At 46.4% G+C, this 23,793-nt stretch carries 17 protein-coding genes; all 17 read left to right on the top strand.

What is annotated here, in order from left to right; translation table 11 throughout:
• Positions 1-99: 99 nt before the first annotated feature.
• The 17 genes from ACVBIL_RS15660 (at position 100) to ACVBIL_RS15580 (ending at position 23,582) form a co-directional block, all read left to right on the top strand.
• A complete protein-coding gene (locus ACVBIL_RS15660; RefSeq protein ID WP_447167895.1) occupies positions 100-573 on the top strand; it encodes a pilus assembly FimT family protein in 474 nt (157 codons plus the stop codon).
• Positions 574-610: 37 nt separating this feature from the next.
• The gene (locus ACVBIL_RS15655; protein WP_447167894.1) at positions 611-1,198 is read left to right on the top strand and encodes a type IV pilus modification PilV family protein; all 588 of its coding nucleotides are present in this window, start codon (positions 611-613) and stop codon (positions 1,196-1,198) included.
• Positions 1,198-2,145, top strand: a complete 948-nt coding sequence (locus ACVBIL_RS15650; protein ID WP_447167893.1) for a PilW family protein — start codon at positions 1,198-1,200, stop codon at positions 2,143-2,145. Before ACVBIL_RS15655 ends, ACVBIL_RS15650 begins: the two co-directional genes overlap by 1 nt.
• Before the next feature lie 94 nt (positions 2,146-2,239).
• Positions 2,240-2,701, top strand: a complete 462-nt coding sequence (locus tag ACVBIL_RS15645; protein WP_447167892.1) for an MSHA biogenesis protein MshP — start codon at positions 2,240-2,242, stop codon at positions 2,699-2,701.
• Positions 2,694-7,115 carry a DUF6701 domain-containing protein gene (locus tag ACVBIL_RS15640; RefSeq protein ID WP_447167891.1) on the top strand — a complete coding sequence of 1,474 codons (4,422 nt, stop codon included), beginning with the start codon at positions 2,694-2,696 and terminating at the stop codon, positions 7,113-7,115. The genes ACVBIL_RS15645 and ACVBIL_RS15640 overlap by 8 nt, the downstream gene beginning before the upstream one ends.
• 172 nt (positions 7,116-7,287) lie before the next feature.
• A complete protein-coding gene (locus tag ACVBIL_RS15635; protein WP_447167890.1) occupies positions 7,288-8,337 on the top strand; it encodes a rod shape-determining protein in 1,050 nt (349 codons plus the stop codon).
• Positions 8,338-8,378: 41 nt separating this feature from the next.
• Positions 8,379-9,266, top strand: coding sequence for a rod shape-determining protein MreC (gene mreC, locus ACVBIL_RS15630; protein ID WP_447167889.1), 888 nt, complete (start codon positions 8,379-8,381; stop codon positions 9,264-9,266).
• A complete protein-coding gene (mreD, locus tag ACVBIL_RS15625; protein ID WP_447167888.1) occupies positions 9,263-9,751 on the top strand; it encodes a rod shape-determining protein MreD in 489 nt (162 codons plus the stop codon). The genes mreC and mreD overlap by 4 nt, the downstream gene beginning before the upstream one ends.
• Positions 9,752-9,848: 97 nt before the next feature.
• Positions 9,849-10,457: a Maf family protein gene (locus ACVBIL_RS15620; protein WP_447167887.1), complete on the top strand. Its 609-nt coding sequence runs from the start codon at positions 9,849-9,851 to the stop codon at positions 10,455-10,457.
• Positions 10,458-10,656: 199 nt separating this feature from the next.
• Positions 10,657-12,123, top strand: coding sequence for a ribonuclease G (rng, locus tag ACVBIL_RS15615; protein WP_447167897.1), 1,467 nt, complete (start codon positions 10,657-10,659; stop codon positions 12,121-12,123).
• On the top strand, positions 12,123-16,499 hold the full coding sequence (locus ACVBIL_RS15610) for a YhdP family protein (protein WP_447167886.1): 4,377 nt from the start codon (positions 12,123-12,125) through the stop codon (positions 16,497-16,499). Before rng ends, ACVBIL_RS15610 begins: the two co-directional genes overlap by 1 nt.
• Positions 16,423-17,253, top strand: coding sequence for a carbon-nitrogen hydrolase family protein (locus ACVBIL_RS15605; protein ID WP_447167885.1), 831 nt, complete (start codon positions 16,423-16,425; stop codon positions 17,251-17,253). Before ACVBIL_RS15610 ends, ACVBIL_RS15605 begins: the two co-directional genes overlap by 77 nt.
• Positions 17,254-17,335: 82 nt before the next feature.
• Positions 17,336-18,784: a metalloprotease TldD gene (gene tldD, locus ACVBIL_RS15600; protein ID WP_447167884.1), complete on the top strand. Its 1,449-nt coding sequence runs from the start codon at positions 17,336-17,338 to the stop codon at positions 18,782-18,784.
• 113 nt (positions 18,785-18,897) lie between these two features.
• Entirely contained in the window at positions 18,898-20,289 is a 1,392-nt protein-coding gene (locus ACVBIL_RS15595; protein WP_447167883.1) for a TolC family protein, read from the top strand.
• Positions 20,279-21,250, top strand: coding sequence for an HlyD family secretion protein (locus ACVBIL_RS15590; protein WP_447167882.1), 972 nt, complete (start codon positions 20,279-20,281; stop codon positions 21,248-21,250). Before ACVBIL_RS15595 ends, ACVBIL_RS15590 begins: the two co-directional genes overlap by 11 nt.
• Before the next feature lie 30 nt (positions 21,251-21,280).
• The gene (locus ACVBIL_RS15585) at positions 21,281-22,444 is read left to right on the top strand and encodes an ABC transporter permease (protein WP_447167881.1); all 1,164 of its coding nucleotides are present in this window, start codon (positions 21,281-21,283) and stop codon (positions 22,442-22,444) included.
• 1 nt (position 22,445) lies between these two features.
• A complete protein-coding gene (locus tag ACVBIL_RS15580) occupies positions 22,446-23,582 on the top strand; it encodes an ABC transporter permease (protein ID WP_447167880.1) in 1,137 nt (378 codons plus the stop codon).
• Positions 23,583-23,793: the final 211 nt, after the last annotated feature.

Here is a 23,793-nt window from a genome sequence, read left to right as displayed (position 1 = left end):
GAACCTAGAACCTAGAACCTAGAACCTAGAACCTAGAACCTAGAACCTAGAACCTAGAACCTAGAACCTAGAACCTAAGCTTATCAATCAGGACGAGTCATGCATAGATCGCAGCGACACACAGGTTTTACGCTAGTCGAGCTGGTGACTACGATAATCCTTATTGCCATTCTTGCAGTGGTGGTGATTCCTCGTCTGCTGACCTCTTCAAGTTACAGTGCTTTTACCCTGCGCGATGAGTTTATCAGTGAGCTTAGAAAGGTGCAGATAATGGCGATGAATAATCAAGATCGCTGCTACCGTTTATCTGTTACTGATACCAATTATCAAGTCTCTCGCTACCAAGGTGCTTGCTCAGGAACGCCAGTCCGTACCGATATGCCACAGACATTTCAAGGTGGCGCCAGTCTAGCCTTGCTCAATGGAGGTGCGAGTAGTTTCAATATCGAATTTAATGCCCAAGGCGTGCCCATAGTCAATGGTGCTCGCTGCAATGGAAATTGCATTAGCGTGATTGCCGATGAAACCCTGTTTCTCGCAATAGAGTCCGAGGGCTATATTCATGAGGGCTAATGTGAGGGCTGGTGTGAGGGCCAGAGTGAGGAGGGATATGAAGGCTAATATAAGGGCTGGTCAGTTCTCTATCCTCAAATTACAGACTCAAAAAGCCTTTACCTTAATAGAGCTTGTTGTGGGCATGGTGGTGATAAGCATCGCCTTTGTGTTACTTAGCACCATGCTATTCCCTCAAGCGGAAAGAGCCGCAGATACCTTGCATCGAGTACGTACAGCAGAACTTGCCCACTCTATTTTAAATGAGATCTGGGGTAAGCGTTTTGATCAAAATACCAATGCTAATGGTGGAGTGCCAGCCTGCGGCGCACCAGCAAAGCCTGCATTAGGTTTGCCAGCGGGATTAGCTTGTACTGCTAAAGGTGATTTGGGACCTGATAAGGTTAATGGCGCCGAAGAAACCCGTAATAACTATAATGATGTCGATGATTATAATGGGCTGAATATCAACAGTCTTATGCTTGATAGCAGCGAGACTTATGCTCAACGTTATGTGAACTATGGCCTTAAGGTCGAAGTGGCATATAACAATTTACCTAGCCTTAATACCAAGCTTATTACGATTAATGTGACCACGCCTAAAGGCGAGATGATGACCTTCAACGCGATCCGGAGCAACTATTAATGCCATTGTTAATACGCCCAGCTTCGAGGTCGACATTGAGTCAACGAACTCAATTAAATCAGACTCAACTAACTCAGATAACTCAACTTAAGCAACTAACTCAACTTAAGCAACTCAAAAATAGCGGCTTCACCTTGGTGGAGATGGTCACTGTGGTGATTATCTTAGGTGTATTAGTGCTTGGAGTCAGTAGTTTTCTTATTTTTGGTACACGGATATTTATCGATGCCACCTCGGTCGACAAGGTGATGAGTCAAAGCCGATTTGCTATTGAGCGCATGACCCGAGAGATCCGTAATACAGCACCAAACAGCATTCGAGTTCGCGATAGCGGTGATGGTGCTTGGCAATGTATCGAGATGATGCCGATTATCTCTAGTGCATCTTATATCGATATGCCTATTGCGCCAGCTTCAGCAGTGAGCAGTGGTACTGCAATGCAATCAGCCGCCAGCGCCCCTTTAACGGCGGATCAATTATTGCTGATTTATCCATTATCACCCGCCGATGTTTATACCTCAGCGGCTGGCACCCAAGGCAAGCTATTTAGCATTAAAGCCATTACAGCTAATGCAACAACGAATGATCTCAGTATCGATTTTGGCCGTGCAGTACGTTTTGATGCCGCCTCACCAAGGCAGCGTTATTTTGGCGTGAAAGATGCGGTGAGTTACTGCTTTGAGCAGGTGACGACAGAGTTGAGCTTATTAAAGCGTTACGCAGGCTATGGTTTTAATCATCCTAATTTGCAACCAGCGCCTAATGATATGGGCACAGGGATATTGATGGCAGAAGATATCGTCAATACCATAGCTAACAACAGCCCTATTGCCTATACCCCGGGAACGCTTAGAAACAATGCTATGGTGCATCTGAATCCACTGTTTAATGTGCAAGGGCAAACGTTTCAATATCATCATCAAGTGCAGGTGATTAATGTCCCGTAACCGAATGCTTTTTCCACCTCATCACCGTAGCACTATGAACTCAATTCATCGTTCTAGTATGAGCTTTGGCCCTAGAATCAACTCTGGCTCTAGCATGAGCTCTAGGCAGCGCGGTAGTGCTTTGGTGATAGGTGTATTCATCATCACAGTGATGTTTTTGCTGGCTGCGACATTGATTAATGTCTTAGATGACGCTGACCAAGATATCAGCCTTGAAGTCTGGGGAACACGCGCCTTTGCTGCAGCAAACACCGGTGCCGATAGTGCTTTAGCCACTTTGTTTCCAGTTGATGGCAGTAACGGCAGTTGTAATACTCAAGCTCCTTGGAATACTCCTTGGCATATAGGTACTGCAACTGGACTCGTGGGCTTTAACGGCTGCAGTGTTGTAATGACCTGCTCGGCTATCACCACTAACTTAGCGCAAAATAATATGACTCAGTATTTAATCACCAGCACGGCAACCTGCAGTACCGGGCAATGCGATTCAGGCACAGATAGCGATGTCAGTTGCATTCGCGTGAGTCGTCAAGTGGAGGTAGAAGCTCGTGATTAGAACCTTAATGTTTATTTGCAGTTTAAGCTTACTGGGTCAATCTGCAGTGGCGTCAGATTGGAGCTCTGTTTTCCAGGAGGGGATTAATACTCATGGCGCAAGAGGTGAAATTGAATTTAAAAAAGATGCTCGTCTTGAAAATGCGCCGTCAAATGGAGAGCTACCTGCTAGAGACGTAAAAGATAAAGACGACAACTCTTGCTGGGTAAGTGATGGGCGTAGAATCGAGTGTGAGGAGTCCGATACTCCCTCAGAGTTCCCACCGGATAGAATTAGTTTTGAGCAGTGTAAATCACATAGTAATGACGATATTACTACCTCAAATAGCAACCGTGAATTTGAGCTGCCAGATGGTGAATATGGTCATATCCATATGGAAAATAGTGCCAGTGATAAAATATCATTCACAACGACAAATGGTATTTACAAGATTAAACATTTAAAGGCAAAGCTAGGAACCTTAACTTTTGCCCCAGGTAAATATTGGATTGAGGATTTAGAAATTGAAGATGCTGTACAAATTGTTTTTCCGACTACTGGCAATATAAGTTTATTTGTAAAAAAAGATTATAAACATAAGAAACGTCAATTTTTACCATATAGCGCTGAGCAAATGTTGATCTATGGTTATGGTAAGATTGAACTTGAAAATAGTACCTATTTACGTGGTTTTGTTTTTTCAGAAAAAGACGTCAATCTGAAAAATAGCTCATCGATTGAAGGCGCTGTTGCAGGTAAAGACAAGGTTAAGCTTGATAACAATAGCCGTGTCATTCAAAAAAATACCATGGGAAACCTTCGTGTAAACCCCAACTGTGAATCGGTGCCGGTTCCCAAGCCTCCTGTTATCCCTCAATGCCCTGCAGAGCAAAGCAATGTTGAGGGACTAACGTACCGCACTTATGATGCTCGGAGTTGGTATGCTGATAATTATAGCCCTGCAAATAAAAATGAGTTTAGAGAACTTGTAAATGAAGTCAGTAAAACCAGCAATCAAATTGGTGAGTCAATTGAAACGAATCTAAATCAGCATGGCTATAGCATCAATCCTCATTCAAACGCTGCGGCCGATCAAGACCTGTATTTAGGTATATTTGAAGGCTACATAGAGGCACCTGAAACTGGTGAATACACCTTTGCAGTTGATGGTGATGATGCGATTGAGTTATTGATAGATGGTGAGGTTATTACCGGTTTTTATGACGTCCACGCGACCTGTGATTGCACTCGATACCAAGGTAAAGTTTCATTAGAGCAAGGTGCGCATACTATTGAGCTTAGATTTCATGAAGCCTTTGGTGCAGAAGCCTTTAGACTGTATTGGCAGCCTCCCTCTTCAAATAGCTTTGAGATAGTTCCGTCGAGCCAGTTGCTGACTTGTCCGGCGCCGCAGTTTGAGTTTGGCCGCGCCGAGCTTGATGCCAACGGCAATGCGGTTATCAATTTTGATAATACTTATTCTACAGCTCCTGTCATCATGGTTATGCCAACGATTGATGGCAGCGATGCCAATGCTGACCACTCCTCTACAGTAACAGTCGATAGTCTTAGTTCGAGTAATGCCTCCATTAAGCAGGTGAACTCAGGCTCCTCGCAAGTGCTAGATAAAAAAATGGATAAAATCGATTATTTTGTCATGGAGCAAGGTTACCGTTTTCTAGAAAGAGGCAAGGCACTGCAGGCGGGATCGATATCAACCGAGTTGTATCAAGGTAAAAATCTGCCAAGCTCAGGTCGGGGTTACGAGAATATCGAATTTGAGCATGATTTTGGGCTCCATCCAGCAATGATTGGTCAAGTCTTAACCCATAACAATAATCGTTTTATAACCACGGTTATTAATAATGTTGATACCGATGGCTCACAGTTTGATATCGCTATTGAAGGCTCTGAAATGAGCTCTGGGATCACTCGCCCAGAACTTTTAGGCTATGTTGCTGGTGTGGGTAAAGGCGTGATGACGGTTAATGGTGAAAGCTTAAAGTACGAGTTTGCCAACGGCTTAAATCATGGCAATGGTAGTTCAACTCGAACACTAAGTCAGCAGTGCGCGTTTAATAACAACTATCAGCAAACCTATTTTGACCAACCCTTAACTATCGCCAATAAAAATCAACGTCGTGGTGGTGATGGCGGCTGGGTAAGGCGCTGCACTAAAGAGAGTTTTAACCATCAGGTAAGCTTTGCAATCGATGAAGATCAACAGCGAGACGGTGAGCGTAGCCACTTAGCTGAAAGCATTGGTTATTTTGCTTTTGAATATGCACCAGAGGCGCCAGCGGTTAACCATTACCGGATCAATTTTGATTCGGGTGCGCTCAGCTGCGCCGCTAAATTAATCACCCTTCAGGCGTGTGCTAACCCAGATTGTACGTCGTTACTTAGCGATCCCGCTTCTGTGACGTTAACTAAAAACGGCACCAATTATACTCGTGAAACCTTTACCGGTAGCACAAGCACAGAGTTGTGGCACCCCGAGGGAGGCTTGGTCACGCTTGGGTTAAGCTCGACCTTGCCGACGGCTAACTACAGCTGTTATATCGATGGACGTTTTGTTGCCAACAGTCAATGCCAATTGAACTTTGAAGATAGCGGCATCTATTTTAATATCGATGATTCTACAGCCTGTAAAAACGCCAATAACTTCGAGCTGTTCGCGGTTAAAAAAGATCAAGTTACTCAGCAATGTGTACCGCTATTTGCCAACAAAACCAAGCCTATTTCCATGGCGTTTAATTACATCACGCCAGATGCCGCAGCGGTTAATACCGAGGCAAAGTTGACCATTAACAGCCTAAATGCGCCAACGGCCAGTAAAGAGATTGCAGGCGGGGCAAGTCAACAGCTACAAGTGCATTTTGATGCCAATGGTAAAGCATTGCTTAATGTGAACTACCCAGAGGCGGGTAAGGTTGAGCTGGCTGCGACACTAACAGAAACCATTAGTTCTCCCGATGGCAGTACTAGCGAGACCTTAGTGCTTGAGCATAGTGAGCAGTTTGTCTCTAAACCTGATGGTTTCCACTTCTTTAATGATTCAGGCCTAAATGGTTGCAGCGGCGCAAGTTGTGACTTGTTTGCTAAAGCGGGCGCTGATTTTAAGATGAATGTCAAAGCGGTGTGTGGCGTTGATAACGGGACGCGCTACAAAGATCGCCCAGCACTTAAAAATTTCCAATTTTCAGACTTAAAAATTAAGCCTGTACTGCAAGCGCCATTAATCACTAACGGTGATGAAAAAGATGGTGGACTTGGAGGTTTAGGGCTCACAGGCTTAAACTTTACCAAGGCGAACAGTGCACCGTTGAAAGTGACCAATCAGACTTATTCTGAGGTGGGCGCGATAAGCATTACGCTTGATGGCGAAGTTAATTACCTCGGCGCGACGATTGCTGAGGCGAACTCAAGCAGCGACACGTTTGGTCGCTTCTCTCCTTACTATTTAACCTTAACGGGCAATACTCCTAGCCTTGAAGTTCAGTGTGGTAGTTTCACCTATATGGGCCAACCGTTTGGCTTCTTAACGGGTAAAGAGCCAACCTTGTCGATTATCGGTAAAAGTAAGAGCGGGGCGATAACCAATAATTACCAAATTGGTGACTGGTGGCGCTACAAGGGCAAGCAATGGCTAGATCGCAGTTATAGTGATACCTCGGGTGCGACTTCGTTTAATGGTGTAGCGCTACAAATTGCAGATGAAACACCGATTTCTGGCGTTGTTGATTACTACCCGATTAATGATACTAACAGTGTTCAAAGGGCTTATCTAAAGGGGGCTGAGCTGCATTATGTCCGTACGGCCTCATTAGCCGTGCCGTTTAATGCCCAGTTTGATTTAGACCTTTCGAAGACAGATGTCACCGATATCGATGCCATTTGTTATCAAGACTCCGCATCTGGTGCCTGTATCGGCTTTAGCTTTGATGATATTGCTAAAGCCGATGGCTTTGCTATGCGCTACGGTCGACTGTTGATGCAAAATGCTTACGGTCCGTCGTCTGAGGAGCTGCGCCTTCAAGTCAGTACTCAATATGTGAAGGCCGATATTGATGGTAAAGCTCAGTGGGTCACCAATACTAGCGATAGCTGCTCGATTTTTGATACGACCAGCGCGACGGAATCAGCAGATGTTGGCTTGAATTTAAAGCCTGATGCCGGGCTTGAGTTAGTGCAAGGTTTTACTCAATCAGGGGGAACCGGAAAAGCCGGAACAATAGGATTAGGTAAAAGCTTTATCTATTTCCCAGCACCTCATAGCGATGGCGAAGTAGGCTTGCAGCAGCATGTTGATAAATGGCTACAGTGGTATTGGAATTATGATGAAAATACTGGCCTGCAAGACCCTAGAGCAACGGCTTATTTTGGTACTTATCGCGGCCATGACCGGATTATTTATTGGCGAGAAGTTAACTAAATGTCAGTAACAGGGGGCGAGACAAGTTATTGACTCGCTGTTTGTGGATAAGATCGTAAAAAACAGCGTTTCATTAGCAATTGTTAACCTCTGTGGTCTTGTGGATTTTAAGAAGCATGATAAAGTTACCTGATTTCTTTTTTCTACGACTCCACTGAGACAGGCTGGTTACATGTTCAAGAAGCTACGCGGCATTTTTTCTAATGATCTTTCGATCGATTTGGGTACAGCAAATACACTAATTTACGTCCGTGACGAAGGCATTGTGCTAAACGAACCTTCGGTAGTAGCGATTCGTGGAGAGCGAAACGGTTCTGGTCAGAAGTCGGTTGCGGCCGTCGGTACTGAAGCAAAGCAGATGCTAGGTCGTACACCTGGAAACATTCAAGCAATTCGTCCAATGAAAGATGGCGTTATCGCCGACTTTTATGTCACTGAAAAAATGCTACAGCATTTTATCAAGCAAGTTCATAACAACAGCGTGTTCCGCCCAAGTCCTCGTGTTCTTGTGTGTGTGCCAGTGGGTGCAACTCAAGTTGAGCGTCGTGCGATTCGTGAATCAGCAATGGGCGCTGGCGCACGTGAAGTGTATTTGATTGAAGAGCCTATGGCTGCTGCCATTGGTGCTGGTCTTCCCGTATCTGAAGCAACAGGTTCTATGGTTGTCGACATCGGTGGTGGTACTACAGAAGTCGCAATTATCTCGCTAAACGGCGTGGTGTATTCATCTTCAGTTCGTATCGGTGGTGACAAGTTTGATGACGCGATCATCAACTATGTCCGTCGTAACTACGGCAGCTTGATTGGTGAAGCGACAGCCGAGCGCATCAAGCACACAATCGGTACTGCTTACCCTGGTGATGAAGTGCTAGAGATTGAAGTTCGCGGTCGTAACCTTGCAGAAGGTGTACCACGTAGCTTTACGCTCAACAGCAATGAAATTCTAGAAGCACTACAAGAGCCTCTATCGGGTATTGTAAGTGCAGTCATGGTTGCGCTAGAGCAGTCTCCACCAGAATTGGCATCTGATATTTCAGAGCGCGGTATGGTGTTAACTGGTGGTGGTGCACTGATTCGTGACCTAGACAGATTGCTAATGCAAGAAACAGGCATTCCAGTGATGATCGCTGAAGATCCATTAACGTGCGTTGCTCGTGGCGGCGGTAGAGCTTTAGAGATGATCGATATGCACGGCGGCGACCTGTTCTCTGAAGAAAACTAACCACGGTTAAAAAGGGCGGTATATCACCGCCCTAGTTTGTTATGAAGCCTATTTTTGCTCGCGGAATTTCCAATCAATTTAGATTAACACTGGCTGTTATCATGTCGGTGATCTTGCTTGTCGCTAATGACAGGCTTGAGCCTGTGCGTAACTCCCTCTCTTCGCTATTAAGCCCGCTGCAGTATGTCGCCAATATTCCCGGTGCGTTACTCGACCTTTCGGCCGAAAGCTTAGCTACACGCAATATGCTAGCTAAACAAAATAAAGAATTGTTACGTCACCAACTCCTTATGAGTGAGCGTTTACAACGCTTCGAACACCTTCGCCAAGAAAACGATCGTCTGCGTGGTTTACTGGGCTCTCCGGTACATATGGATGCTAAGAAGGTGGTTGCCGAGGTGATGGAAGTTGCTAGCGATCCTTTTCGTCAATATGTGGTGTTAAACCATGGATCGCGTAATGGCGTATTTGTTGGTCAACCTGTGGTTGATGCTCAAGGGGTTGTCGGCCAAGTGGTGCAGGTGAGTGAGCTCAGCAGTCGTGTGTTACTGCTTTCAGATACCACTCACGGGATCCCGGTAAGAATTACCCGTAATGATGTCCGTCTTATGGCTGTTGGTACCGGTGTGCTTGACGAATTAGAGCTTAAGCATGTCGCCAAGAGTACCGATGTGCGCGTAGGCGATCTGTTAGTGTCGTCAGGCTTAGGACAACGCTTTCCTGAGGGCTACCCAGTAGCTCGAGTCATGAGTGTTGAAAAAGATGACGGTAAGAATTACGCAACCGTAGTGGCTCAGCCGTTAGCGGCGCTAGATAGAATTCGTTATCTATTATTACTTTGGCCAGATATTGAATCTGACGACGCCGAACTCACGCCACCTAAGAGTGTCGAAGAGGCAGTGAAAGCGAGTCAAGAGGTCACACCATGAGTTTACATGTGGCAAATGGCCGCTGGGTCGTTTGGTTAAGCCTATTAGTGGCAATGCTGTTTCAAATCATGCCACTGCCTGATTTGGTGGAAGCATGGCGTCCCGACTGGCTATTGTTAGTCATCATCTATTGGGCGATGGCACTGCCTCACCGATACAATATTTTAACGGCTTGGGTGCTGGGAGTGATGCTAGACATCCTGCTTGGCGCCACCTTAGGCATTCGAGCCTTTGCTATGTCCGTTGTGGTGTATGTGGTTGTGCTGCATTTTCAGCGAATGCGTAACTTCCCTATGTGGCAACAATCGCTGCTGGTGGCCATGCAGGTGGCACTCTATAACCTAGTGGTATTTTGGGTGCAGTTTGTTACTAATGGTGCCGTGTTCGATATTAATCTGTTCTATCCGGCACTGTCGAGTTTGGTGATGTGGCCGTGGATATTCTGGCTTTTGCGTCGTGTAAGGCGTCTGTATAAGGTTCGATAGCAACCGTTTATTTGGGTTTGTTTTTTCGTTAGTGTGCTTATTCAGATAAATTCTTGAATAAACACACTCAGCTAAAATCGTATCAAAGGTACTCATTATGAAGTTAGTACTCGCCTCGGGCTCGCCTCGCCGTAAAGAGTTGTTAGGTCAGTTAGGTTTTTTGAGCACTAACAGTGCAACCCCATTCTCGTTCGAGATTTTAGCGGCGGATATTGATGAGAGTCACCAAGCTGGCGAGTCTGCAGAGACATTTGTCGTGCGCTTAGCAGAAGAGAAAGCGCTAGCAGGATTAGCCTTATATGGCGTGAGAACTGGTGCAAATAAGCCAGCCGTAGTACTGGGTTCAGATACGATTGTGGTGCTAGGCGATGCGATTTTAGGTAAGCCGACAGATGAAGCTAATGCCGCTAAGATTTTAGCAAGCCTATCGGGGAAAACGCACCAAGTGATGACAGCGGTAGCCCTAACTGATGGCGTTAAGACTATTAGTCGATTGGTTAAGACCCAAGTCCGTTTTTGCACGCTATCAGAGGCTGATATTTTAGCCTATATCGCCACACAAGAGCCGATGGATAAGGCGGGCGCTTATGGGATCCAAGGATTGGGCGGAAATTTTGTTGAAGCTATCGAAGGAAGTTATTCCGCGGTAGTCGGGTTACCTTTGGTAGAAACCCGCGCGTTATTGTGTGAGATGCAAGTTTTATAGTCATAAAAACAGTAAAAACTAGGTCTAATGGCCGAACTATAAACATCATTCATTGCAGACTTTACGCTGGCTAAACTGAGTTAATATCCCGTTTAGCCAGATCACAATTTATGCCAAATCCTTTTTAAATTAGCTATTTCCCTAAGCGGGGTGAGTTGTGAGTAGAAGTCGAATCGCGCAGAGCAGAGTGCAGAAAAAAATAGGCTCTGAGCTGTTAATCAATGTAACGCCAACAGAAGCTCGAGTGGCACTGGTTGAACACGGTGTGCTGCAAGAGGTGCATATTGAACGACGTATGAAACGTGGTTTAGTGGGTAATATTTATAAAGGTAAAGTGAGTCGTGTACTGCCGGGTATGCAGGCCGCTTTTGTTGATATCGGCCTTGATAAAGCCGCGTTTTTGCACGCCTCAGATATTGTGCCGCATACAGAATGTGTAGCCGATGTTGAAAAAGGTAACTTTGTGGTGCGTGACATCGCCGAGCTTGTTAGGCAAGGGCAAGATATCATGGTGCAAGTGGTTAAAGATCCGCTAGGCACCAAAGGCGCGCGCTTAACGACAGATATCACCTTACCCTCTCGCTATCTGGTGTTTATGCCTGGTTCTAGCCATGTTGGTGTATCGCAACGCATCGAGTCTGAAGCCGTGCGTGCTCGGCTGAAGAAAATTACTCAGCCCTTTGTTGACGACGACGGTGGTTTTATTATCCGCACCGCAGCCGAAAGTGCGGGTGAAGATGAGCTAATACAAGATGCAGGCTTTTTAAGGCGCGTTTGGGCCAAGGTCCGCGAGCGCCGCAAGCGCCGCGGTGTGTCTTTGTTGTATCAAGACTTAGCCCTGCCTGTGCGTATCGTACGTGATTTTGTGGGTACAGAGCTGGACCAAATTCAGGTGGATTCGGCGCAAACCTACGAAGAGTTACAGCAGTTTGCACAAGAATTTATGCCTGAGATCGCTGATAAGCTTGAGCATTACAATGGTCCGATCCCAATTTTTGATCTGTATGATGTTGAAAATGAAGTGCAGCGTGCATTGGGGCGTAAAGTAGAGCTTAAATCTGGCGGCTATTTGATCATAGATCAAACTGAAGCCATGACGACAGTTGATATCAATACTGGCGCATTTGTTGGTCATCGTAACCTTGCAGAAACCATCTTCAACACTAACCTCGAAGCGACCCACGCGATAGCGCGCCAATTACGGCTACGTAATTTGGGCGGCATTATCATTATCGACTTTATCGACATGCTCAATAATGAGCATAAAAAACGTGTGCTAGCTAGCTTAGAAAGCGCGTTATCTAAAGACAGAGTCAAGACTAACATCAGTGGTTTCTCCGGTTTAGGTTTAGTCGAAATGACCCGTAAGCGTACTCGTGAAAGCTTAGAGCATGTGCTTTGTGGCGAATGTCCTGCTTGCTTAGGTACGGGTAACCTAAAGACGGTTGAAACGGTTTCTTATGAGATCTTCAGAGAGATCATTCGCTTGAATCGTGGCTACGATGCTGACGAGTTTTTGGTGTATTGCTCACCGACGGTTTACCTGAGCCTGAAAGGTGATGAGAGTCATCTGCTGGGAGAGTTAGAAGTTTATATCGGTAAAAGAGTCAGACTGCAAAACGAACCTATGTACGCGCAGAACAAGTTTGATGTGGTAATAATGTAGTGTCATTAGAGACTTGCGCACCTAAAAAGCGCTCTTTCAATTTGATTCGTTTTTGCTGGCAATTCTTCGCCATCATCTTAGTGTTATTTGCACTTATGGTCAGTTTGTTTAGAGGCTTATTGCCACAACTTGATCAGGTCCGTATGGAGCTGATCAGCTTTGTGGAGTCTGAATATCAAGTCGAAGTTGACGTCGGTCAGCTTGCGGCTGAATGGCAGGCCTATGGTCCGGCATTAACCGTTAAGAATTTCGTCTTACCCGCACAAGACAACCTTCCCGTTACTCTGCTGTTTAATCAAGTGCATGTGAAATTTGATTTTTGGCAGTCGTTGGTCACAGCGTCGCCACAGATTGAGGATGTTATTTTTGATGGGGTTAATGTCGCCCTCGATTTAGATCGTTTAAAGGCGTTAGAACCGCGACAGTCGACCACAAAAATGCAAACAGACTGGCTCTATAAGTTACTGTTAGAGCAGCTAGACCGCTTCTCGATTACCGATGCAAGATTTCAATTATTGAGCAAAGAGCATAGCTATCGCCCCATTTACATTAAAGACATGAAATGGCGAAATACCAGCGGGCGACATCGCGGCGAAGGTCAGTTAGTTCTTGATGAAGATGCCTCTGAAGTTGAGAAGCTAGCATTAAGTGTGGATATTAAAGGTAACGGCAATCGACCCGAGTCTCTCGTTGGGCAATTTTATTTAGCCGCTCGATCGCTTGATATTGGCGAGTGGGCAGCGAGACAGCCTAATCCATATGACACGACAAAAAGTTTACCACTCGAAGGCGTGGTTAATCTTCAGGCTTGGGCTGGCTTTTCAAACCGAACAATTGATGGTGTTACCGTCGAGTTTCAACCTAGTTGGTTAGAGTGGTTTCTTAATGATGAGTCTCAGAAGTTTACCATTAACTCTGGGGCAATGGTGTGGCAACCGGATCCGCAAGGTTGGTCGCTAACTAGCCACGCGCTGAGATTTTCTACCAATGAATCGTCTTGGCCAGCATTATCATTACATGCTAAGAAAACAGATGAAGGTGTCAATGCCAATCTTAGTCAGCTAGAGCTGAGCCAATTGTTGCCATTGCTGCCGCTTATTCCAGGTATAGAGCTCGACAGCCTGAGTACTTGGCAATCATTACAGCCTGCTGGGCGAATTAAAGGTGTTAACGCGCACTGGACCCAGCTACTGAAACAACCTCAAGTTTCACTTGAGCTTGATCAAGTGACTTGGCTAGCTCATGGCAGTATTCCTGGGGTATCTCCAGTTGATATCAAGCTGCAGATGATTGATGACACGCTGAGTTTTTCGCTACCAGAACAAGATTATCGTCTCGACTTGAATGGTGGTTTTGCAGCGCCAGTCAACCTTAAAGGCGATGCCTTTAGTGGTGATTTTAATTTTTCAGACTTAGCGCTGTCTTTGCCTAAGGTGCACTTTAGCAATGCAGACTTAGATATTGATGCGGGTCTGCGTTTAGAGTTTGCCGATGCCGTGCATATGGCGCTGCTCGCCAATGTTGATATTAATGATGTGGCAAATGTCCATCAGTACTTTCCGTTAAATGGCATGAGTAGCGAGCTGGTTAGCTATCTTACCGAGGCGCTTAAGGCGGGTAAAACGGATGATGCCGTCGTGGTTTGGCACGGTGCATTTAGTGATTATCCTTATGCTCAGCACGCCGGTATTTTTCAAGCCTACTTTACGCTAACTGAAGCGAACTTTGAATTTCAACAAACTTGGCCAGCCGTGAGTCAGCTCAACTTGTCAGCCCAGTTTGAAAATGATGCGATGGCGCTTTGGGTCAATCGGGGCCAGCTATTAGATGTTAAAGCTGACGGTGCTTATATTGGTATTCCGTCACTGGGTGAAAGAAGTTTACTGCAGGTGAAAGTGGACTTGGCGACCAAGGCTGAAGCTGCCAATGAGGTTATTCAGAAGTCACCTTTAGTCGATTCAGTTGGGGCTACGCTTAATGTGGTGCAGATCAGTGGCGATATTACTGGGCAGATCGATCTAAGCATTCCACTTTATGATGGCGAAAGTGAGATCATTAAAGGCACGGTTAACTTTAAAGATACGCCGGTTTATGTGACTGAACCTGGGATCCTACTCGATAAGGTTACTGGTCAGCTTCAGTTTATTAATGATGTGGTGACAGGCACAAATCTCGATGCAATTATGTATCAGCAGCCGCTGCAGTTTAGCTTTAATACCGAAAGTATTAATAAAAATTATGCGGTAAATGTCGCGCTCTCAGGGCAATGGCAATTGGCCGATTTGCCACCAGAGCTACATAATCCCCTTAGTGATTATTATGCTGGTCAAGTTGATTGGGATGGTGATTTGCTGTTGATCTTCGATCCCATAGGTTACCGAATTCAAGCGCGAGTCGAAACCGATCTCAATGATGCCAGCCTACAACTTCCAGCGCCTTTTGCTAAAGAAAAAGGCGAAGCTAAGCACTTAGTTGCCGAGTTAATTGGTGATAATAAGCAAGCTTCGCTAGGTATTAAGCTCGATAAGCAAATGGAGTTTTGGGGTGGGTTTGATGCTGACTCTGGTAATTCGTTAGCGCACTTTGACTTACTCTTGGGGCGGCTATTTAAGCCAGGCGACATACTGCGTAAAACCCAAGGCCACCTGCAAATCGATATAGATAAAACCGAGCTGTCACCTTGGTTACCGATTATCCAAAGCTTTGTTGGCCAAGGCGATGCGAGTCAAAGTGATGTTAGTGCAATTACGACAGCGTCTATCGATACCACCGCTAGTCAGCAGGCAGCATTTTTTCCGCCGTTAGTGTCGATTGATGCAGATTTTAATGATCTAAACCTTATGGGGCAGCCACTTGAGGATGTGCATTTTGACGCGGCACCAACCGAGCATGCGTGGCGCTTTGATGTTAATTCGCAGCAGTTCGATGGTCATATTGATTTTTATCCTGATTGGGTTAATCAGGGCCTAAAAATTGTCGCAAATAAATTCCATATGGCGCCAGAGGCGCGTACGGAAGAAACGGCGCACTATAAGTCTGATACGATTATGGCTAACTTGCCGCCACTGGCGGTCGACGTCGACGATTTCTCATTATATGGTAAATCGTTAGGCCATTTAGTATTGCAGGGGACGCCAAGTGAAACCTCTTATCAAATCCAAACTGTGTCGATAACCACGGCTAATGTCGAGCTAAAGGGCACTGGCAACTGGGATATGAGTGAAGGCAAGAACTTAACTTCATTTAAGCTTACGCTAGATGCCGATAAGTTTGATTATCTGTCAGAGCAATTAGGTATAGACCCGGGGCTTAAGAATGCACCGACTGAAGTTACTGCTGATATTTCATGGACTGGCGCGCCTTATGCGTTTTCGCTCGAGACGCTTAATGGTGATGTCAGTTTTGAGTTAGGCAAAGGCCACCTATCTGAAGTGAGTGACAAAGGCGCACGCATTTTTTCGCTGTTTAGCTTAGATTCACTGCTACGTAAGTTGTCATTAGATTTTTCAGATGTGTTTGGTAAGGGGCTTTACTTTGACTCCTTTAATGGCACGCTAAAGCTCGATAACGGGGTGGTTAAAACGACCGACACTGAGATGAATGCCGTAGCGGGTAACATGCGAGTGCGCGGTTATACCGATTTAATGACCGAAAGCCTCAATTATGATATTCGCTTTGTGCCGCAATTGGCATCGAGTGTTCCGACTGTCGTGCTGTTGAGCACGGGCTGGACATTTGGATTAGGGGCGTTTGCACTGACTAAAGTGCTTGAGCCTGTGATTGAGGTGATTTCAGAGATCCGCTTTAGGCTAACTGGCACCATGTCAGAACCTAAGCTTGAAGAGCTAGAGCGCAAGAGTAAAGAGATTGAGATACCAGAGTCTATCTTGCGTCAGCAAACGCCACCGCCGGGTAGCCAAAGCCAGCAAGACCTACCTCAATCAAATACAGTGACAGCAGCCAACAAGGCTGCCTCGGTGGTAATAGGGGCCAGCACTCAGGCCAGCACTCAGACGAATACTCAGGCTGCTAAGGTTGAGGCATCAGGTGTTGAATTAAAGGCCGTGACAGCACCGAATATACAATTTAATGATGCTGGTAGTAGTACCAATATCGGTAGTGGCATTAATGAAAGTGCGACTAATCGCACACTAGATTTACAACCGGCAAAGCTTAGCGTTATTGAATCCAAGCTTGAAACCGCTCAAGATGAGCAGAGCGAATCATCAGATTTACCGCAGCAAGATCTATCCAAGGGCAGTTTGTTAGAGCCAGATAGTCGCCAACAGGGAGAGTTAGATGCAAGTCAGCCTACTGCAATGTCGAAGCAGTCGCAGCGTACCCGACAACCTAGCGTTTATCGAATCGCAGCTTAAGTCATTACCGCAAAAGATTGATGGACCGCAACTGGTGGTATTGCCAGAATGTTGTTTGCTATTTGGTGGTGAAGAGAGTCAACAACTGCAATATGCTGTTGACGCGGAAACGAGCCCCCTTAAGCAAGCACTGGCTAAGCTCGCGGCGCAATATGGCGTTGTGATTGTTGCCGGAAGTATCCCCATTTTAGCTGAAGATGGCCGGGTTTATAATCGCTGTTATGTGTTCGATACCGATGGCAGTATTTTAGGTCAATACGATAAGTTGCACCTGTTTGATGTTGAGGTGACAGATGGCACTAAACAGTATCGTGAGAGTGATGCATTTTGCCCCGGAGATCATATTTGCGTCGTTGATACGCCAATAGGGAAATTGGGTTTAGCTATCTGTTACGACATACGCTTTGCGGATCTTTTTAGAGCGATGCGTGAAGCGGGAGCAGAGCTGATTGCAGTGCCCGCCGCTTTCACTAAAGTCACGGGAGAAGCCCATTGGCAAGTATTGTTGCAGGCCCGTGCGATAGAAACCCAGTGCTTTGTGTTAGGTGCGGCGCAGTGGGGACAACATAATCAAGGTAGCCGAGAGACCTGGGGGCAAAGTATGATAGTCAGTCCTTGGGGAGATATTCTTGCCGAAAAAGCACAAGGCACTGGTTGGGTCCAGGCGCAAATCGATCTGGAAAGCTTACAAGCGCTTCGGCTTAAAATGCCGGTGATTAGCCATAATCGCTTTGTGTCGCCAACGCTTAAATAATGAATTTAGGGTAAATTGAAACTCATAAAGCAGAGCTTCAGTTCACCGAAGTATTTATCGAATCAATATAAAGAGAGAAGAGATGTCATTTTTAACCCAAGTTGGACAGAGCTTATTACAAGATGGGCTAGCAATCGATGATCTACAAAGCTATTTAAAGCGTATTCATGAGCATCAAATTGACTTCTCTGATCTTTATTTTCAAGGTAGTCGCCACGAGTCTTGGGTATTAGAAGATGGCATCGTCAAAGATGGTAGCTTTCACATCGAGCGCGGTGTGGGTGTACGCGCAATTAGCGGCGAAAAAACGGGTTTTGCCTATGCCGATGAAATTACGCCAGCAGCCCTTGAAGCGGCTGCAACAGCAGCGCGCGGCATTGCGGTGGCAGGCGGTAATGCACAAGTTAATGCTTGGACCCAGCAGCAGAGTAAGGCGCTGTATATCAGTTCTGATCCTATCGCTGCGATGGAAGAAGTGAAAAAGATTGAGCTACTTAAGCAAGCCGATGTGTACATTCGCAGTTTAGACAGCCGCATTATTCAAGTTGTTGTGAGCCTATCTGGTGTTCATGAAGAAATTCTAGTGGCAGCGAGCGACGGTACGCTTGCGGCCGATATCCGCCCTTTAGTGCGCTTTAACTGTAGCGTTATTTTAGAAGAGGATGGCAAGCGTGAACGTGGCGCTTCAGGTGGCGGTGGACGTCATGACTATAGCGTACTACTTGAAGATGCTGATGACGGCCTACCATATTGCTTTGCCTTTGCGCGTGAAGCAGTGCGTCAAGCACAAGTCAATTTACACGCGATTGATGCGCCAGCGGGCGAAATGCCGGTGGTACTTGGCGCAGGTTGGCCTGGTGTGTTACTGCACGAGGCTGTGGGCCATGGTCTAGAAGGCGACTTTAACCGTAAGGGTAGCAGTGCCTTTAGTGGCAAGGTTGGCCAGCAAGTCGCGTCAGAATTAGTAACGGTAGTCGATGATGGCACTATGGCTAATCGCCGTGGCTCGTTAAGTATTGACGACGAAGGGGTTCCGACACAAAAGACGGTACTTATCGAGAACGGTATCTTAAAAGGCTACATGCAGGACAAACTTAATGCGCGCCTAATGGGCGAGCAGTCAACCGGTAATGGTCGCCGTGAGTCTTATGCTCACTTACCTATGCCACGTATGACCAACACCTATATGGAAGCGGGTGAGTCAGATCCCGCAGAGATCATTAAGTCGGTTAAGAAAGGGGTTTATGCACCTAACTTTGGTGGCGGCCAGGTGGATATTACATCGGGTAAGTTTGTGTTCTCTGCATCAGAAGCCTATCTCATTGAAAACGGCGAAATCACCCAAGCGATTAAAGGTGCAACGCTAATTGGTAATGGCCCTGAGTCTATGAGTCAGATCTCTATGGTCGGTAACGATCTAGCACTGGATAAAGGTGTGGGCGTATGCGGTAAAGATGGTCAAAGTGTTCCTGTTGGTGTTGGCCAGCCAACATTGAAGTTAGACAAGTTGACCGTTGGTGGCACCGCATAAAAGTTCATAAGCTAGGATTTAGCGAGTAAATAATCGACTAAGTCCTAGCAGGCAAGATGATGCAATGATAGTATCGACCCATTAAAAATAGAGTAAATACTCTAGAGGTGCTAATGAAACGTTCGCTGTGTGCTCTTTTGCTAGTATTGCCGTTAACAGCCCAAGCTAAGACCATGGCTTTTGACGAGGCGTGGCTGCAGTTGACTAAGGTCAGCGACAAGCTGCAGGCCGGAGCTCAAGAAGTCAATCGTGCAGAAGCCGAGCGTAAAGCCGGTGAAGATATGAACCTGCCGTCGATTAACCTTACCGGTAGTTATACTCGCTTAGAAAAACCAATAGAGTTAGATCTGCGCGATCTTAACCCTCTCGCATCACTCGATCCTGCTACATTGCCCCCCGCTCTCGGTGGCGCATTGGCCGGTATTCCTGGCTCAATGTTTGTGACACCTTTTACCGAGCAAGACATTTTCCGCTCAAGCCTGCAGGCTATGTGGCCTATCTACACTGGCGGTAAGATTACTGCTGCGCAAGGGATCCATGAGGCGCAAGTTGCTGAGAAAGAGCAACAGCTTAAACTGACCAGCCGCGAGCTATTCTTACAGCTTGTCGATCGGTATTACGCCGTTGCGGTTACTGAAGCCTTAGTGAGTACCCAAGCCAAGTTAGTTGACTCACTGACCTTGCATGTCTCTCATGCACAGAAATTGGAACAACAAGGTCAAATCGCTAAAGTTGAACGCCTTAATGCACAAGTGGCACTAGAAAATGCCCGCGTCAGTTATGGTAGCGCTAAGCGTCAGTCAGAGATGGCGATGATTGCGTTATCACGCATGTTGCATGAAAGAAAAGTCGACACGACTTCGCCGCTATTTATGCTGCATAAGTCGCCTTCACTGCCGCAACTTGCCGAGCTAACGATGAAGCAGCATCCGGCATTAAAACTGCTTGAGGCAAAAGAAGCACAGGCCCAAGGTTTAGTGGATGTTGAAAAGGGTAGCTACTTGCCAACGGTATTTCTCTACGGTAACTACACCCTGTATGAAGATGATAGCTTGTTTGCCCAAATTGAGCCTGATTGGATGCTAGGTGTTGGCTTTACTATGCCGTTACTCAGTCGAGATGGTCGTAGTGGCAAAGTAGAAGCTGCGCAAAGTGCACTGCTGCAAGCAAGGTATACCAAAGCGCAAACCCAGCAAGATCTGAACTTATTGCTCGATCAGAGCTATCGTCAAATGTTGCAGGCGCAAGAAGAGGTGCAGTCACTCAATACCTCTATGAGCTTGGCTGAAGAAAACAAACGTTTGAGAGATATCGCGTTTAAACAGGGATTATCGACGTCAATTGAGAAAGTCGATGCAGAGCTTAAGCTTAACGCCGTCGCAACCCAACAACTGGGCGCGCAGTACCGATATGTACAAGCATACGCAAGACTGATGGCGATAAGCGGTCAGCTAGATGAATTTATAGGTAGAAGTATCCAGCAAGGGGAAACGAATGCGCACTAACCGTATTTTGGCCGCTGTGGCATTAATCATATTAATTGGTGCGCTGGTATATGGGTTAATCCTTGCTTACACGCCGAAACCACAGCTGCTACAAGGGCAGATAGAAGCCCGCGAGTATAACGTGTCTTCTAAAGTACCGGGGCGAGTCGAAGAAGTCTTAGTTAGACGTGGTGACCTTGTTACCGAGGGCGATCTGCTTTTTGCTATCGATAGCCCTGAGTTAAAAGCGAAATTGATGCAGGCCGAGGGTGGCAGAGATGCCGCGGTTGCTATGCAGAAAGAGGCAGATAATGGTGCGCGTAAACAGCAAATCGCAGTAGCGAAAGAGGAGTGGTTAAAGGCGCAGGCGGCAGCCAAGCTATACCGTACCACTTATGAGCGTTTAGAGGTGCTCTTTAACGAAGGAGTATTGGCAAGGCAAAAGCGCGACGAGGCCTTTACTCAGTGGCAAGCGGCAAAGTATACCGAACAAGCGGCATTGTCCATGTATCAAATGACCAGTGAAGGCGCCCGGGTTGAAACCAAAGCGGCGGCTGCGGGCAATGCTCGTATGGCTGAAGGAGCGGTGAATGAGGTTTCTGCAATCCTACTTGATAGCCAAATGCGCTCACCAAAAACAGGTGAGATCAGCGAAGTCTTATTGCAAGCCGGAGAGCTAGCACCAAGTGGTTTCCCCGTGGTGAGTTTGATTGACATGAATGACGCTTGGGCCGTGTTCCAAGTGCGTGAAGATCAACTAAAGCAATTTAAGCAAGGCGATGTACTTAAACTGACCATTCCAGCGCTTGAACAGGACGTGGAGTTTACCGTGACTCATATTGCGGTGATGGGCGATTTCGCGACTTGGCGTGCTACCGAGAGTGGCCATGATTTTGATATGCGTACCTTCCAAGTAGAGCTGCGTCCTAACAAATCTATTGCAGATTTAAGAGTCGGTATGTCGGTGCTATTCACCCTTTAAGGTGAGTGACACAACGAAGAGGTCAAGGCTTTGATAAAGTTGCTCAAGCGAGAGTTTATCGCCCTGCAAGATGATCCATGGCAGTTGGCGTTGATCAGCTATATTCCGCTGCTGAGTATCATCTGCCTGTGGCTGCTATTTAGTGCAGGCTTGCCAAGGCAGTTACCGGTTGCAGTGGTTGATCTAGACAACAGCCAAGTTAGCCGTGCGCTCGCACGTCAACTGCAAGCCAACCCGGTGACCAAGCCTATTAGTTACGCTGGTTTACCAAGCGCAGTCGAAGCGATGAGGCAGGGTGAGGTTTATGCCTTACTCGTGCTGCCTTACGGGCTCAATCGCGATCTATTGACCGCTAAAACTCCTATTATCGATATTCGTTACAACAGCCAGTTTTTATTGGTGGGTAAGTTACTATCGAGTCAATTATTGGTGACAATGGCAGATGGTCTCAAGCCATTAGGCGAGCTTAAATTGCTTGCGGCAGGAGTGCCTATGGAGCGGGTTGCTGTTAACTTGAGTCCTATTACCACCCAAACTACGGCATTGTTTAATCGTAATACCAACTACGTTGGCTTCTTGGTGCCACCAGTGTTGATTGCACTGCTGCAGTTGTTGGCGATGATGGTGTTTGCTAATAGTCTTAACCGCGAGCTCCGCTGGAACACGACGAAGCAGTGGTCTGAGCTTGGATTATGGAAAGTGATTACGGCAAAAGTGTTGTTCTATACGCCGTTGGTACTGCTGCATGGTGGCTTTATCTTGGCCCTTATCTATCTATTTCTTGAACTGCCTATCGCAGGCAGTATGGCCGTGATATTGCTCGCGCAAACGGTGATGTTATTAGCGGTTTGGTTAATGGTACTGACCATCTTTTTTGCCCTACAAGACAGCGCCCGAGTTATTAGCTTTTGTACCGCAATGTTCGCGCCCGCGTTTGCATTTATGGGGGTTACCTTTCCGGTGCATGAGATGCCAGTACTTGCTCAGTGGTGGCGCGTTATCATGCCAACCAGTCATTATATTGAAACACATATTGCGGTGGTCAGTTATGGCCAAGGCTTGATGGCTAGCTTAGCGCAAATGACCAGTTACTGGGGATTCCTGTTGCTACTGATCCCAATCAGCATCTTGGCGAAAAAAGATTTTTCTGTCACTGAAGCGCCAGTGTTAACCGCTACGGCTAAGGAGCAATAATATGAGCTTCCTAGCGCTTATTTGGTGTGAATTAAAAGCGATTATTGCCGATAAAACGATTGTTATTACCGTTTTTGGTGGTGTGCTGTTTTATTCGATTCTTTATCCTCTGCCCTACCTCAATGAGGTGCCGACAAAGCAGCAAGTGGTCGTGATCGATCATGACCACTCCTCATTAAGTCGCAAGCTTATTCGTTACGCCAATGCCAGCCCTAAAATTGAGGTGGTCACTGAGTTAGGTTCAATCGATGAGGCGAAGCGCTGGATAGAAACGGGCCGCGCACATGGTTTGCTGGTGATCCCTGCTGACTTTAGACAAGATCTGTTATTAGGCAAAGGTGTTACCTTAAGCTATGGCGGTGATGCGAGTTACTTTTTGATCTACTCTGCAATCGTTGAAGGCTTGGTTTCTGCGGGCTTAGATATCAGTAAAGATATCCAACGAATGGGCCTATTAGCCAAGGGTAATAATGCGACAGCGGTCAAGCAGAGCTTGAATGTGGTTAAGCTCAATAGTATTCCAGCTTTTAACCCAAGCTTAGGTTATACGCCTTATGTGGTACCGGGTTTGTTCCTGCTGATATTGCATCAAACTTTGCTAATTGGCACTGGAATATTAGGCGCAAGCCAATGGAAGCAACAAGGTTATTGGCGCGATGTCAGCCCACTTAAACTCATCTGTGGCCGTATGGTCGCCTTTATGGCGGTTTATGCACTATTAAGCAGTTACTACGTCGGCTATTGCTACTATTGGTATGACGTTAGCTTACAGGCAAGTTTGGGCCAAGTAGCATTGCTGATGTTACCTTTCTTATTGGCAACGTGTGCGGCAGGTATCGCCTTTAGTAGTCTGTTTACTCGGCGCGACTTACCGACGCAAGTATTGCTACTGGTTTCTATGCCAATCTTGTTTGTTTCAGGCTTTGTGTGGCCAACAGCGCTTATTCCTGAGGCGGTTGTAGCGGTATCACAAGTTGTGCCAGCGGTTCCCGCGATTATGGCCATGTTAGAGCTAAATCAGATGGGCGCATCGTGGCAGAGCATTATGCCGCAGTGGTTACAGTTATGGGCTATGGTAGCGGTTTTCTTTGGCTTGGCTTATTGGGGCGCTTCTAAGCGGTTAAAGCGGCCAGCTTAGCTCTATATTAACTTGAGTACGCTGTTAATTTGGGTGCGATGTTAATTCTGATTATTAGCATCGCATTAATTAACGGCTCATCTTGATATTGACTCTGCAAGACGGCGTGAACTCATCCATGAGGGGTTAACCGCAGCATTCATGCTGCAGAGACTTGCTCCCTCAATATCAAGCAGATCTTCATTGGGCTGTACGATTCATTGTGTATTTA

It is taken from the genome of Shewanella sp. 125m-7, from assembly GCF_052977045.1.
The sequence above is the reverse complement of the archived record's forward strand: the minus strand, read 5'-3'. Positions and strand labels throughout refer to the sequence as shown.

Bases quoted from the DNA above. Each gene is read 5' to 3' on its own strand.
- ACVBIL_RS15645 (WP_447167892.1), top strand. From the start codon at position 2,240: ATGAGCTCTAGGCAGCGCGGTAGTGCTTTGGTGATAGGTGTATTCATC.
- ACVBIL_RS15580 (WP_447167880.1), top strand. From the start codon at position 22,446: ATGAGCTTCCTAGCGCTTATTTGGTGTGAATTAAAAGCGATTATTGCC.
- ACVBIL_RS15590 (WP_447167882.1), top strand. From the start codon at position 20,279: ATGCGCACTAACCGTATTTTGGCCGCTGTGGCATTAATCATATTAATT.
- ACVBIL_RS15635 (WP_447167890.1), top strand. From the start codon at position 7,288: ATGTTCAAGAAGCTACGCGGCATTTTTTCTAATGATCTTTCGATCGAT.
- ACVBIL_RS15660 (WP_447167895.1), top strand. From the start codon at position 100: ATGCATAGATCGCAGCGACACACAGGTTTTACGCTAGTCGAGCTGGTG.
- ACVBIL_RS15620 (WP_447167887.1), top strand. From the start codon at position 9,849: ATGAAGTTAGTACTCGCCTCGGGCTCGCCTCGCCGTAAAGAGTTGTTA.
- ACVBIL_RS15595 (WP_447167883.1), top strand. From the start codon at position 18,898: ATGAAACGTTCGCTGTGTGCTCTTTTGCTAGTATTGCCGTTAACAGCC.
- mreD (WP_447167888.1), top strand. From the start codon at position 9,263: ATGAGTTTACATGTGGCAAATGGCCGCTGGGTCGTTTGGTTAAGCCTA.
- ACVBIL_RS15655 (WP_447167894.1), top strand. From the start codon at position 611: ATGAAGGCTAATATAAGGGCTGGTCAGTTCTCTATCCTCAAATTACAG.
- ACVBIL_RS15605 (WP_447167885.1), top strand. From the start codon at position 16,423: ATGCAAGTCAGCCTACTGCAATGTCGAAGCAGTCGCAGCGTACCCGAC.
- ACVBIL_RS15650 (WP_447167893.1), top strand. From the start codon at position 1,198: ATGCCATTGTTAATACGCCCAGCTTCGAGGTCGACATTGAGTCAACGA.
- tldD (WP_447167884.1), top strand. From the start codon at position 17,336: ATGTCATTTTTAACCCAAGTTGGACAGAGCTTATTACAAGATGGGCTA.
- mreC (WP_447167889.1), top strand. From the start codon at position 8,379: ATGAAGCCTATTTTTGCTCGCGGAATTTCCAATCAATTTAGATTAACA.